The 22,423-nt window shown below is 38.7% G+C and carries 17 protein-coding genes, 1 tRNA gene and 1 riboswitch; of the genes, 7 read left to right on the top strand and 11 right to left on the bottom strand.

Going from position 1 to position 22,423, the window contains the following annotated elements; all coding sequences use genetic code 11:
• The first annotated feature begins 79 nt into the window (after nucleotides 1-79).
• The 3 genes from glmS to D9O48_RS03735 all read left to right on the top strand — a co-directional run bounded on the left by glmS (nucleotide 80) and on the right by D9O48_RS03735 (nucleotide 5,304).
• Entirely contained in the window at nucleotides 80-1,915 is a 1,836-nt protein-coding gene (gene glmS / locus D9O48_RS03745; RefSeq protein WP_126970699.1) for a glutamine--fructose-6-phosphate transaminase (isomerizing), read from the top strand.
• A gap of 25 nt (nucleotides 1,916-1,940) precedes the next feature.
• Nucleotides 1,941-4,154: a DUF4954 family protein gene (locus D9O48_RS03740; protein WP_126970697.1), complete on the top strand. Its 2,214-nt coding sequence runs from the start codon at nucleotides 1,941-1,943 to the stop codon at nucleotides 4,152-4,154.
• 85 nt (nucleotides 4,155-4,239) lie between these two features.
• Entirely contained in the window at nucleotides 4,240-5,304 is a 1,065-nt protein-coding gene (locus tag D9O48_RS03735; RefSeq protein ID WP_126970695.1) for a serine hydrolase domain-containing protein, read from the top strand.
• Between the two features lie 102 nt (nucleotides 5,305-5,406).
• On the opposite strand, the gene D9O48_RS03730 is transcribed toward D9O48_RS03735, so the two are convergent.
• From D9O48_RS03730 to D9O48_RS03710, 5 genes are all read right to left on the bottom strand, one after another.
• Nucleotides 5,407-7,824 (bottom strand): T9SS type A sorting domain-containing protein, encoded by a 2,418-nt coding sequence (locus D9O48_RS03730; RefSeq protein WP_126970693.1) that lies wholly within the window; start codon nucleotides 7,822-7,824, stop codon nucleotides 5,407-5,409.
• A gap of 315 nt (nucleotides 7,825-8,139) precedes the next feature.
• On the bottom strand, nucleotides 8,140-9,456 hold the full coding sequence (gene der / locus D9O48_RS03725) for a ribosome biogenesis GTPase Der (RefSeq protein WP_126970691.1): 1,317 nt from the start codon (nucleotides 9,454-9,456) through the stop codon (nucleotides 8,140-8,142).
• Nucleotides 9,457-9,470: 14 nt separating this feature from the next.
• Nucleotides 9,471-10,364 (bottom strand): GTPase Era, encoded by an 894-nt coding sequence (era, locus tag D9O48_RS03720; protein ID WP_233589169.1) that lies wholly within the window; start codon nucleotides 10,362-10,364, stop codon nucleotides 9,471-9,473.
• Nucleotides 10,365-10,416: 52 nt separating this feature from the next.
• Nucleotides 10,417-10,488, bottom strand: a tRNA-Met gene (locus tag D9O48_RS03715).
• A gap of 281 nt (nucleotides 10,489-10,769) precedes the next feature.
• On the bottom strand, nucleotides 10,770-11,474 hold the full coding sequence (locus D9O48_RS03710) for a head GIN domain-containing protein (RefSeq protein WP_158624805.1): 705 nt from the start codon (nucleotides 11,472-11,474) through the stop codon (nucleotides 10,770-10,772).
• Nucleotides 11,475-11,768: 294 nt separating this feature from the next.
• Here D9O48_RS03710 and D9O48_RS03705 point away from each other — a divergent pair, with 294 nt between their 5' ends.
• The gene (locus D9O48_RS03705) at nucleotides 11,769-12,860 is read left to right on the top strand and encodes a S41 family peptidase (protein ID WP_126970687.1); all 1,092 of its coding nucleotides are present in this window, start codon (nucleotides 11,769-11,771) and stop codon (nucleotides 12,858-12,860) included.
• Nucleotides 12,861-12,994: 134 nt separating this feature from the next.
• A riboswitch (TPP riboswitch) is annotated at nucleotides 12,995-13,091 on the top strand.
• Between the two features lie 88 nt (nucleotides 13,092-13,179).
• Nucleotides 13,180-15,534: a TonB-dependent receptor gene (locus D9O48_RS03700; RefSeq protein ID WP_126970685.1), complete on the top strand. Its 2,355-nt coding sequence runs from the start codon at nucleotides 13,180-13,182 to the stop codon at nucleotides 15,532-15,534.
• A 43-nt stretch (nucleotides 15,535-15,577) separates the two neighbouring features.
• On the opposite strand, the gene D9O48_RS03695 is transcribed toward D9O48_RS03700, so the two are convergent.
• The 4 genes from D9O48_RS03695 to D9O48_RS03680 all read right to left on the bottom strand — a co-directional run bounded on the left by D9O48_RS03695 (nucleotide 15,578) and on the right by D9O48_RS03680 (nucleotide 18,268).
• Nucleotides 15,578-15,886, bottom strand: a complete 309-nt coding sequence (locus tag D9O48_RS03695; protein ID WP_126970683.1) for a rhodanese-like domain-containing protein — start codon at nucleotides 15,884-15,886, stop codon at nucleotides 15,578-15,580.
• Nucleotides 15,887-15,895: 9 nt separating this feature from the next.
• The gene (locus tag D9O48_RS03690; protein WP_233589168.1) at nucleotides 15,896-16,720 is read right to left on the bottom strand and encodes a PASTA domain-containing protein; all 825 of its coding nucleotides are present in this window, start codon (nucleotides 16,718-16,720) and stop codon (nucleotides 15,896-15,898) included.
• Nucleotides 16,721-16,742: 22 nt separating this feature from the next.
• Entirely contained in the window at nucleotides 16,743-17,726 is a 984-nt protein-coding gene (locus tag D9O48_RS03685; protein ID WP_126970681.1) for a D-alanine--D-alanine ligase, read from the bottom strand.
• A 194-nt stretch (nucleotides 17,727-17,920) separates the two neighbouring features.
• The gene (locus tag D9O48_RS03680) at nucleotides 17,921-18,268 is read right to left on the bottom strand and encodes a 4Fe-4S dicluster domain-containing protein (RefSeq protein WP_126970679.1); all 348 of its coding nucleotides are present in this window, start codon (nucleotides 18,266-18,268) and stop codon (nucleotides 17,921-17,923) included.
• A 57-nt stretch (nucleotides 18,269-18,325) separates the two neighbouring features.
• Between D9O48_RS03680 and D9O48_RS03675 the strand changes: the two genes are divergently transcribed.
• Together D9O48_RS03675 and D9O48_RS03670 are read left to right on the top strand one after the other, a co-directional pair.
• A complete protein-coding gene (locus D9O48_RS03675) occupies nucleotides 18,326-19,345 on the top strand; it encodes an acyl-CoA reductase (RefSeq protein WP_126970677.1) in 1,020 nt (339 codons plus the stop codon).
• A gap of 137 nt (nucleotides 19,346-19,482) precedes the next feature.
• Nucleotides 19,483-20,979, top strand: coding sequence for a trypsin-like peptidase domain-containing protein (locus D9O48_RS03670; protein ID WP_126970675.1), 1,497 nt, complete (start codon nucleotides 19,483-19,485; stop codon nucleotides 20,977-20,979).
• Nucleotides 20,980-21,058: 79 nt separating this feature from the next.
• Here D9O48_RS03670 and D9O48_RS03665 read toward each other — a convergent pair whose 3' ends face one another.
• Together D9O48_RS03665 and D9O48_RS03660 are read right to left on the bottom strand one after the other, a co-directional pair.
• Nucleotides 21,059-21,349, bottom strand: coding sequence for a hypothetical protein (locus D9O48_RS03665; protein ID WP_126970673.1), 291 nt, complete (start codon nucleotides 21,347-21,349; stop codon nucleotides 21,059-21,061).
• Between the two features lie 425 nt (nucleotides 21,350-21,774).
• Entirely contained in the window at nucleotides 21,775-22,344 is a 570-nt protein-coding gene (locus D9O48_RS03660) for a hypothetical protein (RefSeq protein ID WP_126970671.1), read from the bottom strand.
• Nucleotides 22,345-22,423 lie beyond the last annotated feature (79 nt).

The raw sequence follows: 22,423 nt of genomic DNA, 5'->3' as shown, positions 1-22,423 counted from the left end.
AACCGCAGAGGATTATAACACCATTTTTTAGATATTCAAGCCAAAAAATCGTAAAATTGCGCCAACTTAATTAATAACTATGTGTGGAATAGTAGCTTACATCGGAAAACGCTCTGCTTATCCCGTAATCGTTAAAGGTTTAAAGAGATTAGAATACAGAGGTTATGACAGTGCGGGTATTGCACTGCTCAACGAAGACTTAAACATATATAAAAAACAAGGGAAGGTAGCTCAGCTGGAAGAGTTTACAATAGGTAAGGATTTAAGCGGTTCTATCGGAATTGGTCACACCAGATGGGCCACACACGGTGAACCTTGTGATAAGAATGCCCACCCCCATCGCTCCTCAAACGGTAAATTAGCAATGATTCATAATGGAATCATTGAGAACTACACTCAGTTAAAAGGAGAGTTACTTAAAAAAGGTTATGAATTTGAGAGTGACACAGATACAGAAGTATTATTGAAATTTATAGAAGATATTCAGAAAAATAACCAATGTCCTTTAGAAGAAGCAGTACGCATCGCACTAAAAAGAGTGGTAGGTGCTTATGTAATTATTTTATTAGACAAAGACAATCCCGATACTTTAATTGCTGCCAGAAAAGGTAGCCCTTTAGTAATCGGAATCGGAAAAGGTGAACATTTTCTGGCAAGTGATGCCTCTCCTATCATTGAATACACTAAAGAAGTAGTATATGTGAATGATTATGAGCTGGCCATCGTAAAGGCCGATGAATTGATTCTTAAAAATCTGGGAAATGAAAAAGTAACACCATTCATTCAGAAGCTCGACATGGAACTGGCTGCAATTGAAAAAGGAGGCTATGATCATTTCATGCTGAAAGAAATTAATGAACAACCTGATACTATTCATGATTGTTTAAGAGGCCGCCTGGATGCCCAGCATTTCAATATCAGAATGGCTGGCATCGACAAAAACATTGATAAACTGATCAATGCCCAAAGAATTATGATTGTGGCCTGCGGAACCAGCTGGCACGCAGGTTTGGTTGCTGAATATATTATAGAAGACCTATGCCGCATTCCTGTTGAAGTTGAATATGCTTCTGAATTCAGATACAGAAACCCGGTCATTCACCCGGGTGATGTGATCATTGCTATTTCTCAATCAGGAGAAACAGCTGATACAATGGTAGCGATTGAAAAGGCAAAAGAACAGGGAGCCGTTATTCTGGGTATCGTGAATCAGGTAGGTTCATCAATTGCCAGAATTTCCGATGCCGGCGCCTATACCCATGCCGGACCAGAAATCGGCGTTGCTTCAACCAAAGCATTTACCGCACAATTAGCAGTACTAACAATGGTAGCAATGAAAATTGCCGAATCAAAAGGCACTCTCAACAGCGACAAATTTAAACATCTTGTGCAGGAGCTAAATGCAATTCCTGAAAAAGTACCAGCCATCTTAGCAAAATCAAACGAATTGAAAGCACTGGCTGAAAAATATAAAGATGCCCGTGACTTCTTATTCCTGGGAAGAGGATTAAACTTTCCGGTAGCACTGGAAGGAGCACTGAAACTGAAAGAAATTTCTTACATACATGCTGAAGGTTATCCGGCGGCAGAAATGAAACACGGACCAATTGCATTAGTAGATGAAAACCTGCCGGTAGTATTCGTTGCTACCAAAGACGCTTACTATGAAAAAATCGTGAGCAATATCCAGGAAATTAAAGCAAGAAAAGGTAAGGTTATTGCGATCGTTTCAGAAGGAGACGATGTAATTACTAAAATGGTAGATGATTACTTCGAAGTACCGGAAGCCGATGAAACAGTAGCTCCTATGCTTTCTGTAATTCCACTTCAACTGTTAGCCTATTATGTAGGTGTAGCTAAAGGCCTCGACGTAGACAAACCACGTAACCTGGCAAAAAGCGTTACCGTTGAGTAATCATTTTACTGAATAAATATCACGAATGAATATTATTCAAAAACAGCCCATCCATCATTTAGGATACAACTTTATAGAACATCCTTACCTTCCCGAAGGTAAGGATGAATACTACATCCGGTATGAGCAGAATAACAATGGTATAAAATACCGTCAACTGACTGCCTTTGAAATTGAAATACTCGTTCGTAACCGAAATACAACCGACAACTGGAATAACATTTTCGTATCAGATGCATTTAACCCTGAACTGGTACAGAACTGTAAATTTTACGGTTTAGTAAGAATCGGTAAACTCGAATCCTTTTACCTTGAGTTTCATAACCTGAAACGCCCGGTAGGACTTTACAACAGCACTATTATCAGCTGTGATTTTGGCGACAATGTTGTAGTTGATAATGTCAATTTCTTATCTCACGTTATCGTTGGCAGTGAAGTGATCTTAATTAATACCAACGAAATTGCTACTACCAATAAGTCTAAATTCGGAAACGGCATTATTAAAGAAGGAGAAAAAGAAGACATCAGAATCTGGTTAGAAGTGTGTAATGAGAATGGCGGAAGAAAAATTCTTCCGTTTATTGGTATGCTACCCGGTGATGCATTTTTGTGGAGCCGTTACAGAGGTAATACCACTCTGATGGAACAGTTCAAAAACTTTACTCAACAAAAGTTTGATAACAAACGAGGCTACTACGGTACAATCGGAGACAGAACAGTCATCAAAAACTGTAAGATCATCAAAGATACCAATATTGGCACCGATGCATATATCAAAGGAGCCAATAAAATCAAGAATGTTACCATTCATTCAAACGCTACTTCACAAACCCAGGTTGGTGAAGGTTGTGAACTGGTAAACGGTATTGTTGATTATGGATGCAGAGTCTTTTATGGTGTAAAGGCAGTAAGGTTTTTTATGGCCTCTCACTCACAATTAAAATACGGAGCACGCCTGATTAACTCATACCTTGGAGATAATTCTACCATCTCGTGTTGCGAAGTATTAAACTCTTTAATATTCCCTTCACACGAACAACACCATAACAACTCTTTTCTCTGTGCCTCTTTAATACAAGGACAAAGTAATATAGCAGCCGGAGCTACCTTAGGATCTAACCACAATTCAAGAAGTGCTGACGGTGAATTAATCGCCGGAAGAGGATTCTGGCCTGCACTCTGCGTAAGCATAAAACACAATTCCGTTTTTGCTTCTTATACTATTCTGGCAAAAGGAGATTACTCTTCTGAACTAAACATACCGCTACCTTTCAGTTTAGTATCGAATGATGCTAAAAACAACGAATTAACGGTTATGCCTGGATATTGGTTCCAGTATAACATGTATGCATTAGCCAGAAACTCCTGGAAATATATCGACAGAGATAAACGTGTGAATAAACAGCAATTGCTTGAGTTCAACTATCTGGCTCCCGACACCGTCAACGAAATGCTGAATGCCATTGAGATGATTGAACACTGGGTGGGAGATGCTTATTTTCAGTCTAAAAACAACTTTAAAGAACATACTGATAAAGCGATTCGCAAACAAGGAAAGGAATTATTATTAAACGACGACCCGATCATTGATACTCTGGATATCAAAGTAACCGGATTTGAGAATACAAAACGGAAAACAAGAATTGTAAAACTGGCAAAAGGATACCAGCTTTACAGGAAGATGGTTGAGTTTTATACAGCAAAAGAAATAATTTCTTTTATTGAGCAATACGGTTACAAACAATTTGCAACACTGGTAAAACACCTTCCTGCCTCTGCTCCATTGAGCGAATGGGTGAATGTGGGCGGACAACTAATACCTGGTAAACACCTCGACACTTTACTTCATTCTATTGAAACAGGAAAAGTAAACAGCTGGAACCAGGTACATGCCTTCTACGAAGCAGAAGCACGTGACTATAGCACATTAAAACTTCAACAGGCTCTGCATGTTTATAAACTGATCTCAGGTATTTCATTATCGGAAGGTAAAAAAGAAGACTGGAAGAACCTTTTACAAAATGCTATTCTTACTAAAGAATGGATCTATCAAATGATCTATCAGTCAAGAGAAAAAGACTATACCAGCCCATTCCGCCAAATGGTTTATACAGACCCGGCTACTATGGATGCTGTTATCGGAAAGTTTGAAGAAAATACTTTCATTCTGCAGGAAGAAGTTGAATTTAAAAAGTTCAAAAAAGAGGTACAACAGATTCTGAAAAAATTCAATCTGTAATATTTTACCTCAGGATGTTCTACGATATAAAAAGCGGTAACACTTATGTAACCGCTTTTTTGTTTATCACTACTTATTCAGATACATGAAAAAATTATCAGCTCTGTTCGTATTTGTTATTGCAACTAACTTATTGTACGGTCAACTCCGCAAAGTTGAAAAAGTAGTTGACTCAATTATTCTTAAAGCAAACTTCAACGGCACTATCTTAATCGCTAAAAATGGAAAAAAAGAATATCTCAGATATACCGGCTTAGCAGACCGTACCAACTCTATAAACTTTTCGGCAAAATCAAGGTTCAAAATATTCTCTATTACCAAAACCTTTACAGCTGTACTGATTATGCAGCTGTATGAAAACGGTAAACTTCATCTCGATTCAACTATAGCAAAGTATTACCCTGAATACCAGGGTGAAGGTGCCGATAAAATAACAATCAGAAATCTTCTGACATATAGTGGTGGGCGAGAACAAAAAGATATCAGTTTTCTGGCGGAGGCTTATAACACTACTATCTGGCCTGTTGATACATTTATTCAACGATATTGCTCCGGAGCACTGCTCGAAACTCCGGGAACAAAATTTAATTACAACAATGGAGATTACATTATACTGGGTAGAATCATAGAGAAAATTTATGGCAAGTCTTATCAGGCAGTCTTACAACAGCAGATCATTGATCCGCTGAAAATGGATAACACGAACTACTTACATCATGAAGATATAGTGACCGGCATGAGTAATGCCTATTTTAATAAAGAAGCAAGCATTACCGATTTTTATACCCCAACAAATTATTACATAGATAATTATTTTTCTTCCGGTGCCATGTACTCTACGGCTGAAGACTTATTGATCTTTGACCAGGCATTGTTTAATCACCGCCTCTTAAAGAAAGAAACCGTTCATCTGATGTTGACTGCGTATCCTCACCTGGGAGAGGTTGCCTTTGGATTCTGGGTTTATGAAAAGAAATTCGGAAACGTCAATACTCTTTTTGCAGAGAGACAAGGCTATGGATACGGATTTAACTCGAACTGGGTTCACCTGATCGATAAAGGAGTTACCCTGATTATCTTATCTAATACCAATACGGTTGATCTTAACAAGATGCGCGAAAAAATAATAACTGCTTACCTGGGGCAATAAAAATTACTTCATTGATTAGTATTTTCATCTTTAATGAGGAGTATTCATTAAAGAAGAAGCCCCTCAACGTTGTTGAGGGGCTTCTTCTTTGCAGTATGTATATTATTGTTTAATAAATCGCTGCGGAGCTGAGCTAGTGCCATCTTCATACAACACTACTACATAATAAACTCCATTAGCCCAGGTTGACACATTTAACGGAATCATTTGTGTTCCTGCATTTACCGAATAAGCATTGCGTTGAACAATTCTTCCGCTGTTATCAGAAACAACAAGGGTGATTTTAGCAGATCTTGAAATATTCAGTTTGATCTGTGTTTGTGTATTGGATATTGTCGGATACAGCTGTACTTTATCACCACTGTTACTGATCTGAACAGACTGAATATCTGAGTAAGTAGCAGAACCATCCTGATCAATCATTCTCAAACGGTAGTATACACGACCTGAAGGTAATTCAGTATCGATGTATTGATATTGAGTAGCGCTGGTAACATTTACAGTAGCAATAGCTGTAAACTGAACACCGTTTAATGAACGCTCAACAACAAATGATACCGGTGTACTTTCAGTAGTGATTTCCCACTCCACTGAAGCCTGATTATTATTTATTTTACTTACATTGAATTTTTTCAACTCAATCGGTAAAGTTGCTGCAGTTCCGAATCCGAATGTATAATAACGGTTTAAAGCTGAGTATTCAGATTGAACCTGACCTTCGTCTACATTACCCGGCACCAGCATATTCGAAACGGTTCCTGCATATTCAGATACCCATTGACTTCCATTGTAACTGGCTACTACTAAACCGTCGGTAGGATTTGTTCCCGGTACAATATTGTTTAATGTTAATTGAACACTTGCATTGGTCGTTCCTGAAGTTGTTCTGGCTCTCCAGTATTCCTGATTAGAAATACCATGCATAATCGGTGAAGTATTCAGATTAGCAAAAGCTTCATTCCAGTATTGAGCTTCGAAAACTGTCGGGTTGGTATCTTCCGGTAATATTATTAATGGTCTGTAAACGCCATTATCTCCGGTTGGAAACACATATGCCGCAACAGTATTCGTTACACGGCGTACCGGTCCGTCAACATAGCCGGTGCTGCCGGCATTGTTCATTACGGTAGCATCGGTAGTACTTGGATTCAAAATCGTTAAAGGAGCAGCTGTACTGGTATTAATAATTCCAGCATTAGCACTATTCCAGCTCACTTTAGATACACGTACGTTGGTTGTAGTGGTAACACCGAGGCTATTATTGATACGAAGAACTATATTTTTAAGTGTATTATCCCAATCGCCACCGGTAGCACTGATCGTTTGTGCGGTAGTACCGGCCATCTCCACCACAAATAATTCATCGGTTGGTGAAGAAACGTTCACTGTTCCGGTTGTAATTGAACCGTCGGTCTGTTGAATATTACCGAATACTTTTAGTACGGTTGGAGTAGTATAGGTAGTGGCAGTGGTAGGCGTTTTTCTAAAGTACAAAGTACCGCCCGACATTACTACATTTCCTGCCACTTCCAACGTAGCAGCATGGTCATTATACGAACCGATGGCTACCTGCGCCGGTGATTCTATCACTAAATTACCGTTTACTCTTAAAAGCGAATTAGAAACCGTAGGACCCGCAATCAGCAGCGGAGCATTCGCGGTTCTGCGGAAAGTAAGATTACCGTTAATAGGTAAGTTATTCGGAAATACTAAACCCAGGTTATTAACGGATGGCCCCCCAAAGCTTACAATGTCTACTACTACATTTCCTACGCTGGCAAGATTAGTAGAGAATACCGGCATCGTATTAATATCGCCACCGATATGAATAGTTGATGTATTATCATAAACGGCAGGGCCGATATTTCCACCGGTTAAGGAGTTTATCCAGTGTGTACTGCCCGCACTAAACACCCAGAAAGGTATCTGACTGGCAGTTAATCCGGTAGCACCTGCGCTGTTCATTTGTTTGTAAGTACCGTTGATAGTCAGTAAAGCATTGTTATTACTGCCACCATAAGCATTGAATGCGATACGGCTTTTACCGACATTCGGTAAAAGGCCTGTACCCGGGTCGCCTGTGGTTACCAGCATACCATCTACGGTTCCTTTGGCATTATTCCCAAACTGAAGGGTAAATACACCTGAAGGATATGCCGTCATTGAATCGGTTAATACTGCATTGGCTGCAACATACAAGCCGGTAGCAGCTGCTGAAGTATTGGTACTGGTTACGGTGAGTGTTGCGTTGTCATTGGCAACCAATTTCACATTACTGGCATTTAATATATGTAAGCCGGTAATAGTAGTACTGGTTACATCAAAAGTTACTGTTGCATTCGTATTGAATACAGCGTAGTTCGATGTACCCGGAACAGTACTTGCCGAAGGGCCGCCTGAAACAGCACTCCAGTTAGCGGGATTATTCCAGTTACCTGAAGGCCCACCTATCCAATAAAGGTTTTGTGAGGAGGCTGCAAAGCACACCAATAGAAGTAAGGTCGTGTAGAAATATTTCATACAAGTAGTTGAATGTTTTGTGGTTTCTATTCGAAGAGGATATGTGGAAGTGGTTTCTCTGGAAGATTGAGGTTTTTCAGTAAGCGCTGATCAGACCTTCAATTGAATAATTATGTAAAAATAAGAATCCTTTAGAATCTTGCAAGTATAAAAAAACTCCCTTAACGGGAGTTTTTCATAAAGATTTATATGCCTATCGGATTATTATCGAAGTCAAATAAAGAATGTATTGAATATGAGCCATTAAAGTAATAAATCTTTTAACAATACACGTTTATACTTAAAAGATACTAAATATTTATTGTATCTGAAAATTTATTTTTTTCTGAAGAACAGCCTTACCGGAATGCCTGAAAAATCAAAATTCTTTCTTAATTGATTTTCAAGATAGTTCTTATACGGCTGCTTAATATCATCGGGGAAGTTACAGAAAAAGGCAAAAGACGGTACATGGGTAGGCAGTTGGGTAATATATTTTACCTTAACCGCGTGCCCCCTTACCACCGGTGGGTGATAAGTTTCTATGGCCTTCAGAATTACATCATTTAACTTTGAAGTAGGTATTTTTTTAGATTTATTTTCATAAACCTGTAATGCAGACTCAATAGCTTTATGAATTCTCACCTTTTCAGTAGCCGAGATAAAAATAATCGGCACGTCGTTAAAAGGAGCCAGGCGGTTTTTCAGTTCTTTTTCATAATCTCTGGCGGTATTGGTTTCTTTTTCAACAGTATCCCACTTATTTACTAAGATTACAATTCCCTTTCCTTTTCTGGCGGCGAGCGAGTAAATACTTAAATCCTGAGCGGTAATACCTTTTTGGGCATCCAATACCAGTAAACAAATATCCGCTTCATCCATTGCTTTAATAGCCCGGATAACAGAATAGAACTCAAGATCTTCGTGCACTTTAGTTTTCCGGCGGATACCCGCTGTATCGATCAGAATAAATTCCTTTCCGAAAAGGTTATAGTGTGTATGGATAGTATCTCTGGTAGTTCCTGCGATATCACTTACAATCGTTCTTTCCTGCCCTACCAATGAGTTCAGTAAAGATGATTTTCCAACATTGGGCTGACCGATAATTGCAAACTTCGGCAACGCATCTTTTTCTTCAGTTTGCTGGCTCAGTTCGTCGGTGATATTTTCCGTAATAGCGTCGAGCAAATCACCACTTCCGCTACCCGACATTGCCGAAACAAAGAATATATTATCGAAACCGAGTCCGTAAAACTCAGTTGCTTCGAGCAGGCGTTCGTTGTTGTCAACTTTATTTATAACGAGGAATACAGGTTTTGAAGTACGGCGAAGCAGGTCTGCCATTGCTTCATCCAGATCAGTGATTCCGGTAGCGGCATCGCACATAAAAATAACCGCATTGGTTTCTTCCAAAGCGATATTTACCTGTTTGCGGATTTCCATTTCGAAAACATCTTCACTTTGAGGAACAAACCCACCCGTATCAATTACGTTAAAAGATTTACCGTTCCAATCGGCAATTCCGTATTGACGGTCGCGGGTAACTCCGCTAACATCATCTACAATCGCTTTACGAGATTCGAGCAAACGATTGAAGAAGGTACTTTTTCCCACATTAGGTCTTCCTACTATTGCAACTGTATAACCAGCCATTTCGATACTATATTTTAGTGATATCCGTATTCTTTCAAAAACAAATCATTGTCACGCCATTTCGGACGAACTTTTACAAAAAGTTCCAGAAATACTTTTCTATCCAGAAACTGTTCGATCGAAATGCGCGATTCGGTGCCTAGTTTTTTTATCATCGATCCCTTTTCTCCCAGTAAAATCATTTTTTGCGTTTCGCGCTGAACAATGATATCTGCAGAAATTTTAGTCAGGGTTGATTTTTCTTTAAATTCTCTTATCTGCACTGTTGTATGATAAGGAATTTCCTCCTGATACAATTCAAATATCTTTTCTCTCACCATTTCAGCTACAAAAAAGCGGGTAGGCAGGTCTGTTAATTCGTCTTCACCGAAGAAAGGTTCACTTTCAGGTAAATAATTTAACACTTCAGGAATTACCTGTTCCACACCAATATTCTGCAATGCAGAGATTGAGATAACTTTTTTACAATATCCCTTCTCACTGAAAAATTGCTGAACGGTATCAATTTTTGATTTTTTAGCCTTGTCGATTTTATTTAACAGCACCAGTGCCGGCACTCTTAACTTCAATGCATCAAACAATTCATGTGCCGCCTGGTAATCATCATTTATGTCTACCAGCAATATGGCTACATCCGCATCTTCCAGAGCGCTTTTTACGGCATCCATCATTTTTTCCTGCAACTTATATTTGGGTGAAATAATACCCGGTGTGTCTGAAAAAATGATCTGGTATTCGGATTCTGTAACAATTCCTTTAATACGATGGCGCGTTGTTTGAACTTTAGGTGAAACGATGGCCAGACGCTCTCCTAAGATGGCGTTTAACAAAGTGCTTTTGCCGGCATTCGGTTTACCAAAAATATTTACAAATCCTGCTTTCATCGTTTGCAAAGGTAAAATCAACATTCAGATTATACTAATAAAAAAAGGAGACTCTAAGCAGAATCTCCTTCCTGAGTTGCGAAGGGAGGGATCGAACCTCCGACCTTCGGGTTATGAGCCCGACGAGCTACCGCTGCTCTACTTCGCGATATAATTAGTTTCAATTTTTATCGCTATTGACCGCTCGTTTTACCGTAACGGGAGTGCAAAGATAACAATATTTCATTAACCACCAAATCTTTTTAAAAAAAGTTTCAAAATATTCTGATTTTCAATCTGAAAGGAGTTAAGAAATGGAAAATGGAGAATTGAAAATTGTGGATGAAGGGGAATAGCATAAGACCAATTCTTTATTGTAACAGCTGTTTTCCCGTTTTCAACTTTCAACTTTCAATTCTCCATTAATATCAGGGCTATACTTTCTATACTTTAGTTTACTTTCTTTACAGAACTGGCGCCACTGGTTCTGATTTCTTTATCGTTAGCGTCACCTTTCCATTTTACAGAACTGGCGCCGCTGGCAGCTACATAAATCGATTTGTTAACCTGAATACTTACATCCGAAGCACCGGTAGTACTGATCATGGCATCAGCTGTTTGCAGCCCCAACCCTTTGAAGTTACTGGCGCCGCTTACCGCTAGTTTTGCAGACTCTGCCTTACCAGTCACTTTCACATCACTGGCGCCGGCAATTTTAACCGTCAGCGTTTTTACTTTCAGATTGATAGTTACATCACTGGCGCCACTGGCAGATAATTCAAATTCTTCCTGCTCCAATGGCTCTATGAACTTTACATCCGTTGCGCCGGAAGCCTGGAGATAACGCAATGTCTCATAAGAAACATATGCATTCAGCTTCAATTTTCCGGTATTGATTTTATTTTTAAACCCTATATATAAAACGCCGTCATTGACGATGGTAGTCAGGTTATCAATTAAACTTTTGTCTGAGGTACTTACGGCTACTTTTGTTTCGTTGCCTTTTGATAAATACAGGTTAATGGCAGAATTTACTCTTACACTATGGAATTCGGGCACTACACGAACCACTACATTATCATCTTGCATTATTTTATCCTGAGCAACCGCCAGTAAAGGCAGCACAGCAAGTAATAACATATATAATTTCTTCATTTTCATTTTGTTTTAAATAGCTTGGGTGAGTTTATAATAGTTATACGTTACAAGGTTTCAAATGTTACAGCCGAAAAAAATATTTTTTTTATTTTTCTCAGCATATTTTCCAAACTTCAACGAATACTGATAATCAATAGAGTACATATTAATTTTCTTATCCTGAAACAATTAATTAGCTTCCCCCTTTTCATGAAAATTTCACTTTTCGTACCGACTGTGGAATATTTCTGACAATGCATCTTTATAGATAGACCCAAGTTTCACCCTATACAGATATTCAATTTTATTTATATGAAAAACATTTTGATAAATAGCCTGTCCAAACAACTTTCCTTTTTATTGATACTTACACTATATGTACAATTTTCCTACGCTCAAAAAAAAGTAGAGAAGGCCACTGCTGTTACTAGTAAACAATCGCATAATCAAGTATTGGATTCTCTGATAAAAAAGCTTCATGATTTTTATGTTTTTCCGGAAACAGCAATACAATTAGAAAAAACGTTACGCCTGTACCATCAACAAGGATACTATAACGGCATTGACAACCCGAAGTCTTTTGCTGATACTTTAACGCAGCAACTTCGAAGGTTTGCCAACGACAATCATCTGAATATTTATTTTCGTGGCGACAATAACCAGACGATCAGTATAATTAATCATGATGACAAAGAAGAAGTGCTAAAGCGACAACGGTTTAAAGTACAAAAGAATTTCGGTTTTGCTAAAGCGGATATTCTGGAAGGAAATATCGGCTATCTAAAAATAGAATCATTTTTTCCGGTGGCGGAGGCAGCACAAACCGCTGCTGCTGCTATGAACTTTTTGACCAATACCGATGCTCTTATTATTGACCTCCGACCTAATCATGGCGGTGACCCTGCCATGGTGCAATATTTAGCCAGTTACTTTTTTGACACTCCGGTCGTTCATCTCAACGATTTATACTGGCGTGAAGGAAATAAAACCGTTGAATTCTGGACATTACCCGATGTTGCAGGCAACCGCTATCTCCACAAGCCAGTATATTTACTGACCGATCAAAGCACATTTTCGGCTGGTGAGGAGTTCACTTACGATTTGCAATCACTGAAAAGAGCCATTACTGTCGGAACTGCTACCGGTGGTGGTGCTAACCCCGGAAGAGAAATTCAACTGACAGAGAAATTTTCCGCTTTTATTCCTACCGGAAAAGCCATTAACCCCATTACCAAAACTAATTGGGAGGGTGCGGGCGTTCAACCAGACTTTACTGCCACCAAAGAAGAAGCACTTCGCTTTACACATATCAAAGTATTACAACAATTAGCCGGTTCTGCTACTGATGAAAGAATAAAAGCTTTTTTTACAAAAGCACTGGAGAAAATACAATCAGAACAGTAAACACTCAATGAACAGGTTTAATATAAAGGCCCATCTTTCAACACATTAACATCGGTTGAAAGATGGGCTTTAATAATTAAATTTTTTTAAAATAAATTTCAGAGTAACTTTGCTTTTTACTTTGGCCAAAGTAGATTGGTTTACCGGGGTGCTTTTTATTAAAAGGCTGAGATAATACCCGTAGAACCTGAACAGGGTAATGCCTGCGCAGGGAGTTAGTTCTACACTATGCAATGCATAGTGCATCTCCTATTCGCAGCATTTCCTCCAAAACATATTTTTTTAATGAAAGAACTACGGTTCTTTAAAGTTTTAATGAATGAAAAAATTGATTTTGGGGATATGCTTACTATTTATTGCATTATTAAGCAATGCTCAATTTGTTGGTACTGTTACCAATCAAAACAATGAGCCTATCCCATTCGCCTCTATTCAATTACCGCAGAACATTTTCATTTCTGCAAATGCAAATGGTTATTTCAGATTTAGTTCAAACAGCGATTCTGTTCGCATTCACATTACTGCGGTGGGTTACAATCCGTATAGCACCACGTTGAAAAAACAAACTACGCCACATGTTATTCAACTTACAGAAAGGGCCGGTTATATGGAACCTATCGAAGTAAAAGCAATCCGTGCCGGTGAGAAAATGCCATTTACACAATCAAAACTCACTGCGAAAGATCTTGAAAAAAATCTTAACGGACAAGACCTTCCTTTCCTCTTACAAAACACTCCTTCACTGGTAGCAAACTCTGATGCAGGTAATGCAGTAGGTTATACAGGTATGCGTATCAGAGGTACAGACGGCACCAGAATAAACATTACATTAAATGGTATTCCTTACAATGACCAGGAATCTCAGGGCGCTTTTTTTGTAAACCTTCCTGACTTCGCTTCTTCTTTGGAAGATGTGCAAATTCAACGGGGAGTAGGCACTTCATCAAACGGTGCAGCTGCATTCGGAGCGTCTATCAACTTAAATACGAACGGTGTGAAAGATTCAGCCTATGCCCATATTAATAACAGCATCGGTTCTTTTAACACCAGAAAACATACAATCAAAGCCGGTTCCGGTTTAATTGATGATCACTTCACCGTAGATGTTCGCTTATCGAAAGTAAGCAGCGACGGTTATGTTGACAGAGCCAGTACCGATCTGAAATCATTCTATTTATCCGGTGCATGGATGAACGAAAAATCATCTGTACGCCTAAACGTTTTCTCCGGTAAAGAGAGAACCTATCTTGCCTGGAATGGTGTTGCAGAAGATAAATTAAAAACTGACAGAACTTATAACGTATCGGGCACAGAACGCCCGGGCAGTCCGTACCCTAATGAAACAGATAATTATCAACAAGACCATTTCCAGCTTTTCTTTAACCACGACCTCGGTAAACAATGGAAATTCAATACAGCGCTTTTCTGGACAATCGGAAAAGGTTATTATGAAGAGTACAGAGCCAGACAAAAATATGCTGAAGATTATGGTTTACCTGAACCGACTATTGGAGGTGTAACATTTGAGCGTGGAGATATGATCCGTCAGCTTTGGCTGGATAACGATTACTACGGTCAGGTATTTTCTATTCAGAAATCAAATCAACAAAACGAATTTACATTCGGTGGCGGGTGGAACCGTTATGAAGGCCATCACATCGGCAGAATCATCTGGTCTGAACATGGTATTCAGGACGGAACTGAATGGTACCGTTTACCTGCACATAAAAATGATGTCAACTTTTATGCAAAATACCTGAGAACAATTGATCGCTGGAATCTGTTTGCAGATGTACAATACAGAAATGTTCACTATGCAATTTACGGTTACAGAAAAGCGCCTTCCGTGAATCATCTCAATACCTGGAATTTTGTTAATCCGAAAATCGGGGTTTCTTATATAGTAAATGACCTCACCGCTTATGCATCTTTTGCTATTTCAAACAGAGAACCGAACCGTGATGATTTTGAAGTAAAGCCAAGTGAGAAACCCAAACATGAGCAACTGCAAAATATTGAATTAGGTGTTAAGAAAGGAAATGCACAGTTAGGAGGAGGTATTAACTTCTATTACATGAATTACAAAGACCAGCTGATCTTAACAGGTAAAGTGAATGATGTGGGCGCTTATGCCAGAACCAATGTAGATAAAAGCTATCGCATGGGTGTTGAACTGGAGGGAAATGTTCAGCTAAGTTCATGGGCGTATTTGTCTGCTAACCTGGCGTGGAGCAAAAACCGTATCAAAAGCTTCACTGCATTTTATGATAATTATGATAATGACGATCAGATTTCTGAAGATTTCTCCAATACACCGATTGCATTTGCACCTAAATGGGTGGGTGGTTATAATTTGAGAATAACACCATTTAACGCATTCAATATTCATTTACTGGGCAAATTTGTAGACCGTCAGTTTCTGGATAATACCGGTAACAAAAACAGAAGCATTAACGGGTTTTACAATCAGAATATACAGTTGAGTTACGATTTAAAGAAAGTAGTATTCAAAGAGTCGCAATTAGTTTTCCAGGTAAACAACGTATTCAATAAAATGTATGAATCAAACGGCTATACGTTTTCTTATTTAGCCGGCGGAGAATTCTATACTGAAAATTATTATTATCCTATGGCAGGAACCAACTGGATGTTGTCTTTGAACATCAAGTTATAAAAACAAAGGGCGGTGTTAACACCGCCCTTTGTTTTATTATCTTTTATCCGCCGAAAGTTTCTCTCCATTTGAGCATTCCGCCTACCAGGTTTTTGGTTTCGGAGAAGCCCATCGTTTCTAACATCATGGCAGCCTGTCCGCTTCTGTTACCACTTCTGCAATACAGTACCACTTCACCGTCTTTCAGGTTTTCAATGGCTTCTATATCCATCTGCATGATTTTTGGCAATGGATGTAAAACACCGCCGATATTAAATTCTTCGTGTTCACCAGCTTCTCTAACGTCTACCAGTACTACATTTTCACCGGCATCGAGGCGGGCTTTCAACTCTTCAACAGTAATGTTTTCCATAAAAAAAATTTAATAAGGTTGATCAATATTATTGCTCACTGAGGTATCTACTTTTCTAACCGGCAACGTCGTACTCATCCAAAGGTCGATCGTTTCACCGCGGCGGATTTTATTAATCCGTCTGTCTGCCGTAATACGCTCAGGAGTTTGTTTATAAATATAAGCACTATTTGTATCGGTTACGTCTCTGTCGAAGAAAACCAAACCGGTATAAAGGTTATTTGATTCAAGCAGAATTTTAGCATCGGCATAAGTCATTCCGAATAGATCCGGTACTGAAAAAGCGATATTACTTAATCCACTTCCGAGTACAAGGTCTATTTTACTTCCGAGCGGTACTTTCTTACCGGGTTCTATTCTTTTGCCCTGATAACGCTGTTCCAATACGGCATTTTTGGCGAAGTCCTGACGATAACTTGTATCCCCCAACAACAACCCCAGCTGTTTAATAGACACTTCTGCACTTCTGAAACTTAACCCTTCAAATTTCGGCATATCAATCAAAGGGGCCACCCAGCGATTAATAGTGATGTAAACGGTTCTGTTAATTTTTACGGTTTCATTCGCATCGGGAAACTGGCGTAATACCATACCGGCCGGCGCATCTTTCTGATAAATAGAATCCTGTAGTTCCACTTCAAAACCCTGGGCAGATAAAATACTTTCAGCTTCCTGCAATGATTTACCGATTACATTCGGGATATGTAAGGTATGTCCGTGTTTGGTAATCAGTTTCAATGACTGTAAGAATACAAACAGAACGATCAGCAATACGCCGAGGCCTGCCAATATATTTACCCACAGGGGTTTGGAAGTAATGAATTTAAACACCATCAAACTAAATTATATGAATCAATTATTTTCTGGCGAGTGCTTCCTGAATAATTTCTCCATAGAAATCTTTCAGGTTACCGCCTGATGCCCTCACCTGCTGAGGAATAACCGATGCGTCAGACTGGCCGGGCACGGTATTGATCTCTAACATGTAGGGAACATTTTTTTCTTCGTTAAAGATAATATCTACTCTTACAACTCCTCTGCAATTAAACACCTCGTAGATATTTTTAACGGTATTTTCTATTTTTTCCTTCATTTCAGGAACTATTTCGGCAGGGGTGGTTTCCACACTTTTGCCTTCATACTTCGCTTCGAAATCGAAGAAATGATTGAGTGCTTTGATTTCAGTAATCGGCAATACGGTTACTGTACCATTTTTACGATATACACCCACGGTGAACTCTCTGCCGGAAATAAATTCTTCTACCAATACCTGACTATCTTCTTTGAAAGCTTTTTCAAGTGCGGGAGCCAGCTCTTCTGCTTTATCCACCCGGCTCATTCCGATGCTGGAACCACCGCTGTTAGGTTTTACAAATAAAGGCAAACTCAGCTGAGCCAGAATTTCGGCAGCCGGAGTAGGGAAATCACGGAAGAGGTGTAATGATTTAGCAACGCTAATGCCTCCGAAAGCAGCAACTGCTACGGTGTAACGTTTATTCATGGTTAATGCGGAAGTAGCCGCATCACAGGAAGTATAAGGAATATTCAACAGGTCGAAATAACCCTGTAATTTACCATCCTCACCCGGAGTACCGTGTAATCCTACCAATACCGCATCAAATGTTATTTTATTGCCATTCAGGGTAATGGAGAAATCGTTTTTATCTACAGGTACTTTTTCTTCACCGTTCAGATAAAACCAGCCAGCGGGATGAATATCAATTTTATAGAGGTCGTATTTGTCTTTATCGACGTTATTTTCTATGGTCCGGGCACTTTTGTAAGATACGATCGCTTCGTTAGAGTACCCACCCGTGATGAGTGCTATTTTGGGTTTCATGATCTTTAACTGAATATTTTAAACAAATAAACGAAATCCGTATTGATTTTCAACATTTTTCTTATAACAAGAAAGGTGAAGAATGTTAACTCTTCACCTTTATCAGTGGGAAATATCACCCACTTTACGTATGTAATGACGGGCACTACATACTATTAAGATACGATTTTTTACACAAATGACCAAATTTGATTTTACAGGTGTAATTTTTCTTTTTTCTCCATGAGTTGCTCTACCGTTTCTTCATACATTTCATCCGGCACACAACAGTCAACCGGACAAACAGCCGCACACTGTGGTTCTTCGTGAAAACCCTGACACTCTGTACATTTATTAGGAACGATATAATATGTATCTACGCTGATAGGAGCAAAACGGTCATCTGAATTCACCACAGAGCCGTCCATTAATGTAAAAGCGCCTTTAAGGCTGGTTCCGTCTGCTAAAGCCCACTCTACCCCACCTTCATAAATGGCATTATTCGGGCATTCAGGTTCACATGCGCCACAGTTTATACACTCATCAGTTATTTTAATAGCCATAGCTGTCGATTTTATTGAGTTGAATACTATTACTTTTGCATACAAAGATAAGACGGAATGAGATTACAACAACGTATTGAGCTGCTGTTTCGTTTAAGAAACTATATTTCAGGGGGTGATGAGTCCTTACAAGTAGCTAAAAATCAGGCATATTTGAAAAACAACTGGTTTATTCCAGCGTTTATTGACATATCTGTTCAAAATATTGCAGACGGATATTTACAGGAGGAAGACTTACTGGCCTGGGTAAAAAAGTATGATATTCCCGCTGAAAACTATGCTCCAAAGCGGGTGGGCATCGTGATGGCCGGAAATATACCACTGGTTGGTTTTCATGACCTGTTATGTGTGTTTCTTACCGGAAATATTGCCGCTATAAAACTTTCGGGTAAAGACGAGGTATTAATCAGACATTTTATAGAAAAAATGATCGAATGGAACCCTGCGGCGGCACCTTATTTTGAATTTCATGAAATTCTTAAAAACTGCGATGCTTATATCGCCACCGGATCAAACAATTCGGCCCGCTATTTTGAACACTATTTTCAAAAATATCCCCATATCATCCGCAAAAACCGCACTTCGGTTGCTATATTAACCGGTGATGAGACGGCAGAAGAACTCGCCGCACTGGCAGACGATGTTTTTTTGTACTTCGGGATGGGATGCAGAAACGTTACCAAAATTTACGTTCCTAAAGGGTATGCGTTTGAACCATTGCTGGAGGTGTTTAAGAAGTATAACTGGATGGAAGAGCATCATAAATACAAAAACAATTACGATTATCAGTTAGCCGTACTCATATTGGGGAAACAGTACTACATGAGTACTCCCGCCCTTGTTTTGCATGAAAATCAGCAACTATTCTCTCCGGTGAGCCAGTTAAACTATGAATTTTACGAGAACGGAACTACAGAAATAGTTAATAGTCTGATAGAAAAAAAGGATGAATTACAGTGTATCGTGGGAAGAGAATATATTTCTTTCGGTACTGCGCAGCAACCGAAACCCGATCAGTATGCCGACGGAGTAGATACTTTAACATTTTTGTTAAAGCTAACTTCAACAGATAAATAAAAATTTTCATTTGAAAAACAGGCAGCAATACTAAGCGTAAAAGAGTGTTAAATATGCTTTAAAGTACTTTCAAAATATTGTTTTTCTTTTTAACTTGGTAGTTGAAAGGCAAGTCAAAAAACAAAAAGTGTAAGATTATGAAGTTTAAACAGATTGTAACAGTCGTTTTGATCAGTGCAGCGACAACTGTTGCTACTTTATGGGGATACCAACAATTGAGTAATCAAAAAATATACAAGTACAGTGTTGGTAATTCCGACTCGGTTCAAGCCATTCCCGCTAATTATGTAGGTATGGCAGGCGATGATAATTCGGTGAACTACCCAGATTTTTCTGCAGCATCCGCTTCAGTAATTCCGGCCACCGTGCACATTAAAACCGTAGTAAAAGCACAAACAAACAATTTACCAAGGCAGTCATCACCATTTGATGATTTCTTCGAAGATTTCTTTGGTCCTTCAATGCCACGTTCAATGCCGAGAACCGGTTCAGGTTCAGGTGCTATTATCAGCGATGACGGTTATATTGTTACCAATAACCACGTGATTGCCGGTGCTGAAGAAATTACAGTAACCCTTCACAACAAAAAATCATTTAAAGCAAAACTGATTGCATCCGATCCGAGTACGGATATCGCTGTGATCAGAATTGATGCAAAAGGATTACCATTTATTGTATATGGAAATTCAGACCTGGTGAAAGTCGGGCAGTGGGTACTGGCTGTAGGATATCCTTTAAGCTTACAAACAACCGTAACAGCGGGTATCGTAAGTGCTAAAGGCCGTACATTAGATATTAACAGCCGTCAGAGCAGTAGCCCGATTGAATCATTTATACAAACGGATGCAGCAGTAAACCCAGGTAACAGTGGTGGTCCGCTGGTAAACATTAAAGGTGAATTAGTTGGTATCAACTCTGCGATCGCATCCCCGACCGGTAGTTATGCAGGATATTCATTCACCATTCCTGTAAACATCGTAAAAAAGATTGTGAATGATTTAATTAAATACGGAACAGTTCAAAGAGCCTACTTAGGTATTAGTTATGCAAAAGAAAATTTACCGGAAGAAATTAAACTAAAAGAAGGCTTGAAAGATGGAGAGGGTGTACAGGTACAGGAAGTTCAGGAAAACAGTGCAGCCAAAGCAGCCGGTATCAAAAAAGGAGATATTATTACAAAAATAGATCAAACTCCTATTACCAGCAATGCTGATTTAGTGGGGGCACTGGCATCAAAAACTCCTGGTGATAAAATAGTGGTTTCTTATGCAAGAGAAGGCAAAGAATTAACCTCTACCGTTACTTTAAAGAACCTTACAGGAGGTACTGATATTGTAAAATTCTCTCCTGACAGAATCGGAGCTGAATTAATTACCATTCCTTCAGAAAATGCAAAAGAGTTAGGTATTAACGGAGGAGTTGAATTAAGAGCCATCAAACCAAACGGATTATTCAGCAAGGTAAGAGTACAGGAAGGCTATGTAATTGTTAAAGCGGATAATAAAGAAATCAAAACAAAAGAAGACTTTATTAAAGTGATAGAAAATGCGAAAGGCTCTATAAAAATCGAAGGAATTTATCCTGGGTATGCCGGTGTATATCCGATCGATGTGAATGTAGATGCAATCAAATAAGATACTGTAAGAAAAATAAAAACGGCCCCTTTAATAAGGGGCCGTTTTATTTTTAACATACAAAGTCAATTAGTTTTCACTAATCCCAACCACCACCCGGGCCGCCAACACTACCACATGGTTGAGAAGAGATGATCGTATAGTTGCTGATAATATTACCGGATCCGTCAACAATAATATAATAGTTTCTCCAGGTATGTGTTCCTACCGGTGTAGACTCTGCACAGATAACATAAAAACCTTCTCCCCCACCGTCACCGGGCAAACCTTTAGGAGATACCGGATCTTTTCCTTTAGAAAAAGCAGAAAGAGAAAAAACCATCATTGCTGCACATACAAAAAGAAAGAGCTTAGAAGAAATCTTTTCCATAATTGTGTTATTGAAGTTAAAGTGAACAATAGTCATTAAATACAAAGGAAAGAACCTTACAAATTAAGTATTAGCCCTAACCCTTAATAAATATAAGCAACAAAACAGATATTCGACTTTACTAACCAGTTATAACACACTATAATGTTAAAAAATACACTAAAGTAGTATATCTGCAAAAAACAGCAACCAATCATTCCCGTTCTGAAAAAATACAATCATTTAATCATCAAACAGAAGTGACGCAGCTAAACATATTTAATAAAACGCATCACACTTCATTCAGATACGAATAAATACTTAGAAAAAGATAAACAGGTGTACCAATAAGCTTAATAACAATTTTATGGTCAACATAAAAATTCATATTAATAAAAAAAGCCTCCTTTTCTGATAAAAGGAGGCTTTTAAGATAAACTAATATTTTATTGCGGACCTGATACTTTCAGGTAAAATTCGCCGTCGGTAATTGCAATAGTTTCTGTAAGTGAACCTGATTTTAAAGCGGTTGCGGTGAAAGTTCCTTTAGCATACGAGCCGTTTATTTCTGAAAATACCACCTGCGTTTCATTTAATATATTGATATTGGGATAACTACTGCGCAACATGCTGGCAGTATAGGTTGTACCTCCGTCATCAGTATAGGTCAATATAATTCGGGGATGATTGAATCCGTTATTGGTAACACCGTCCTGTAAATTATAAACAAAACCCTGACGAACGGCCACTGTATCTTTCACCGAAATCTGAATAAAATTATTCAGGAAAGAGGATACACCATCATGTGTATCGAGCATGCCGGTGATAGTTGCATAATAAAAACCATCCGCCCCTGCATTTATCAATAATACATTGTTATTCATAATTTGCTTACGGTATTCTACCTGCTGGCCATTGACTTTAAACTTTACGTAATATTCACCATCTTCTGAAGATGATTTCTTACAACCGGCAAAAGCCAGTACGATCAGAACAAGACCAATTATTTTTTTCATGCACAAAAATTAAGATGAGTAATAAATTATTCAGCAAACAAGAATTTATACAACCACCTATTTAATGATTCATACCATC

Source organism: Gynurincola endophyticus (genome assembly GCF_003991195.1).
In the GTDB taxonomy this organism is placed as follows: domain Bacteria; phylum Bacteroidota; class Bacteroidia; order Chitinophagales; family Chitinophagaceae; genus Gynurincola; species Gynurincola endophyticus.
Note: the sequence above shows the minus strand (reverse complement) of the source record. Positions and strands in the feature narration are given on the sequence as shown.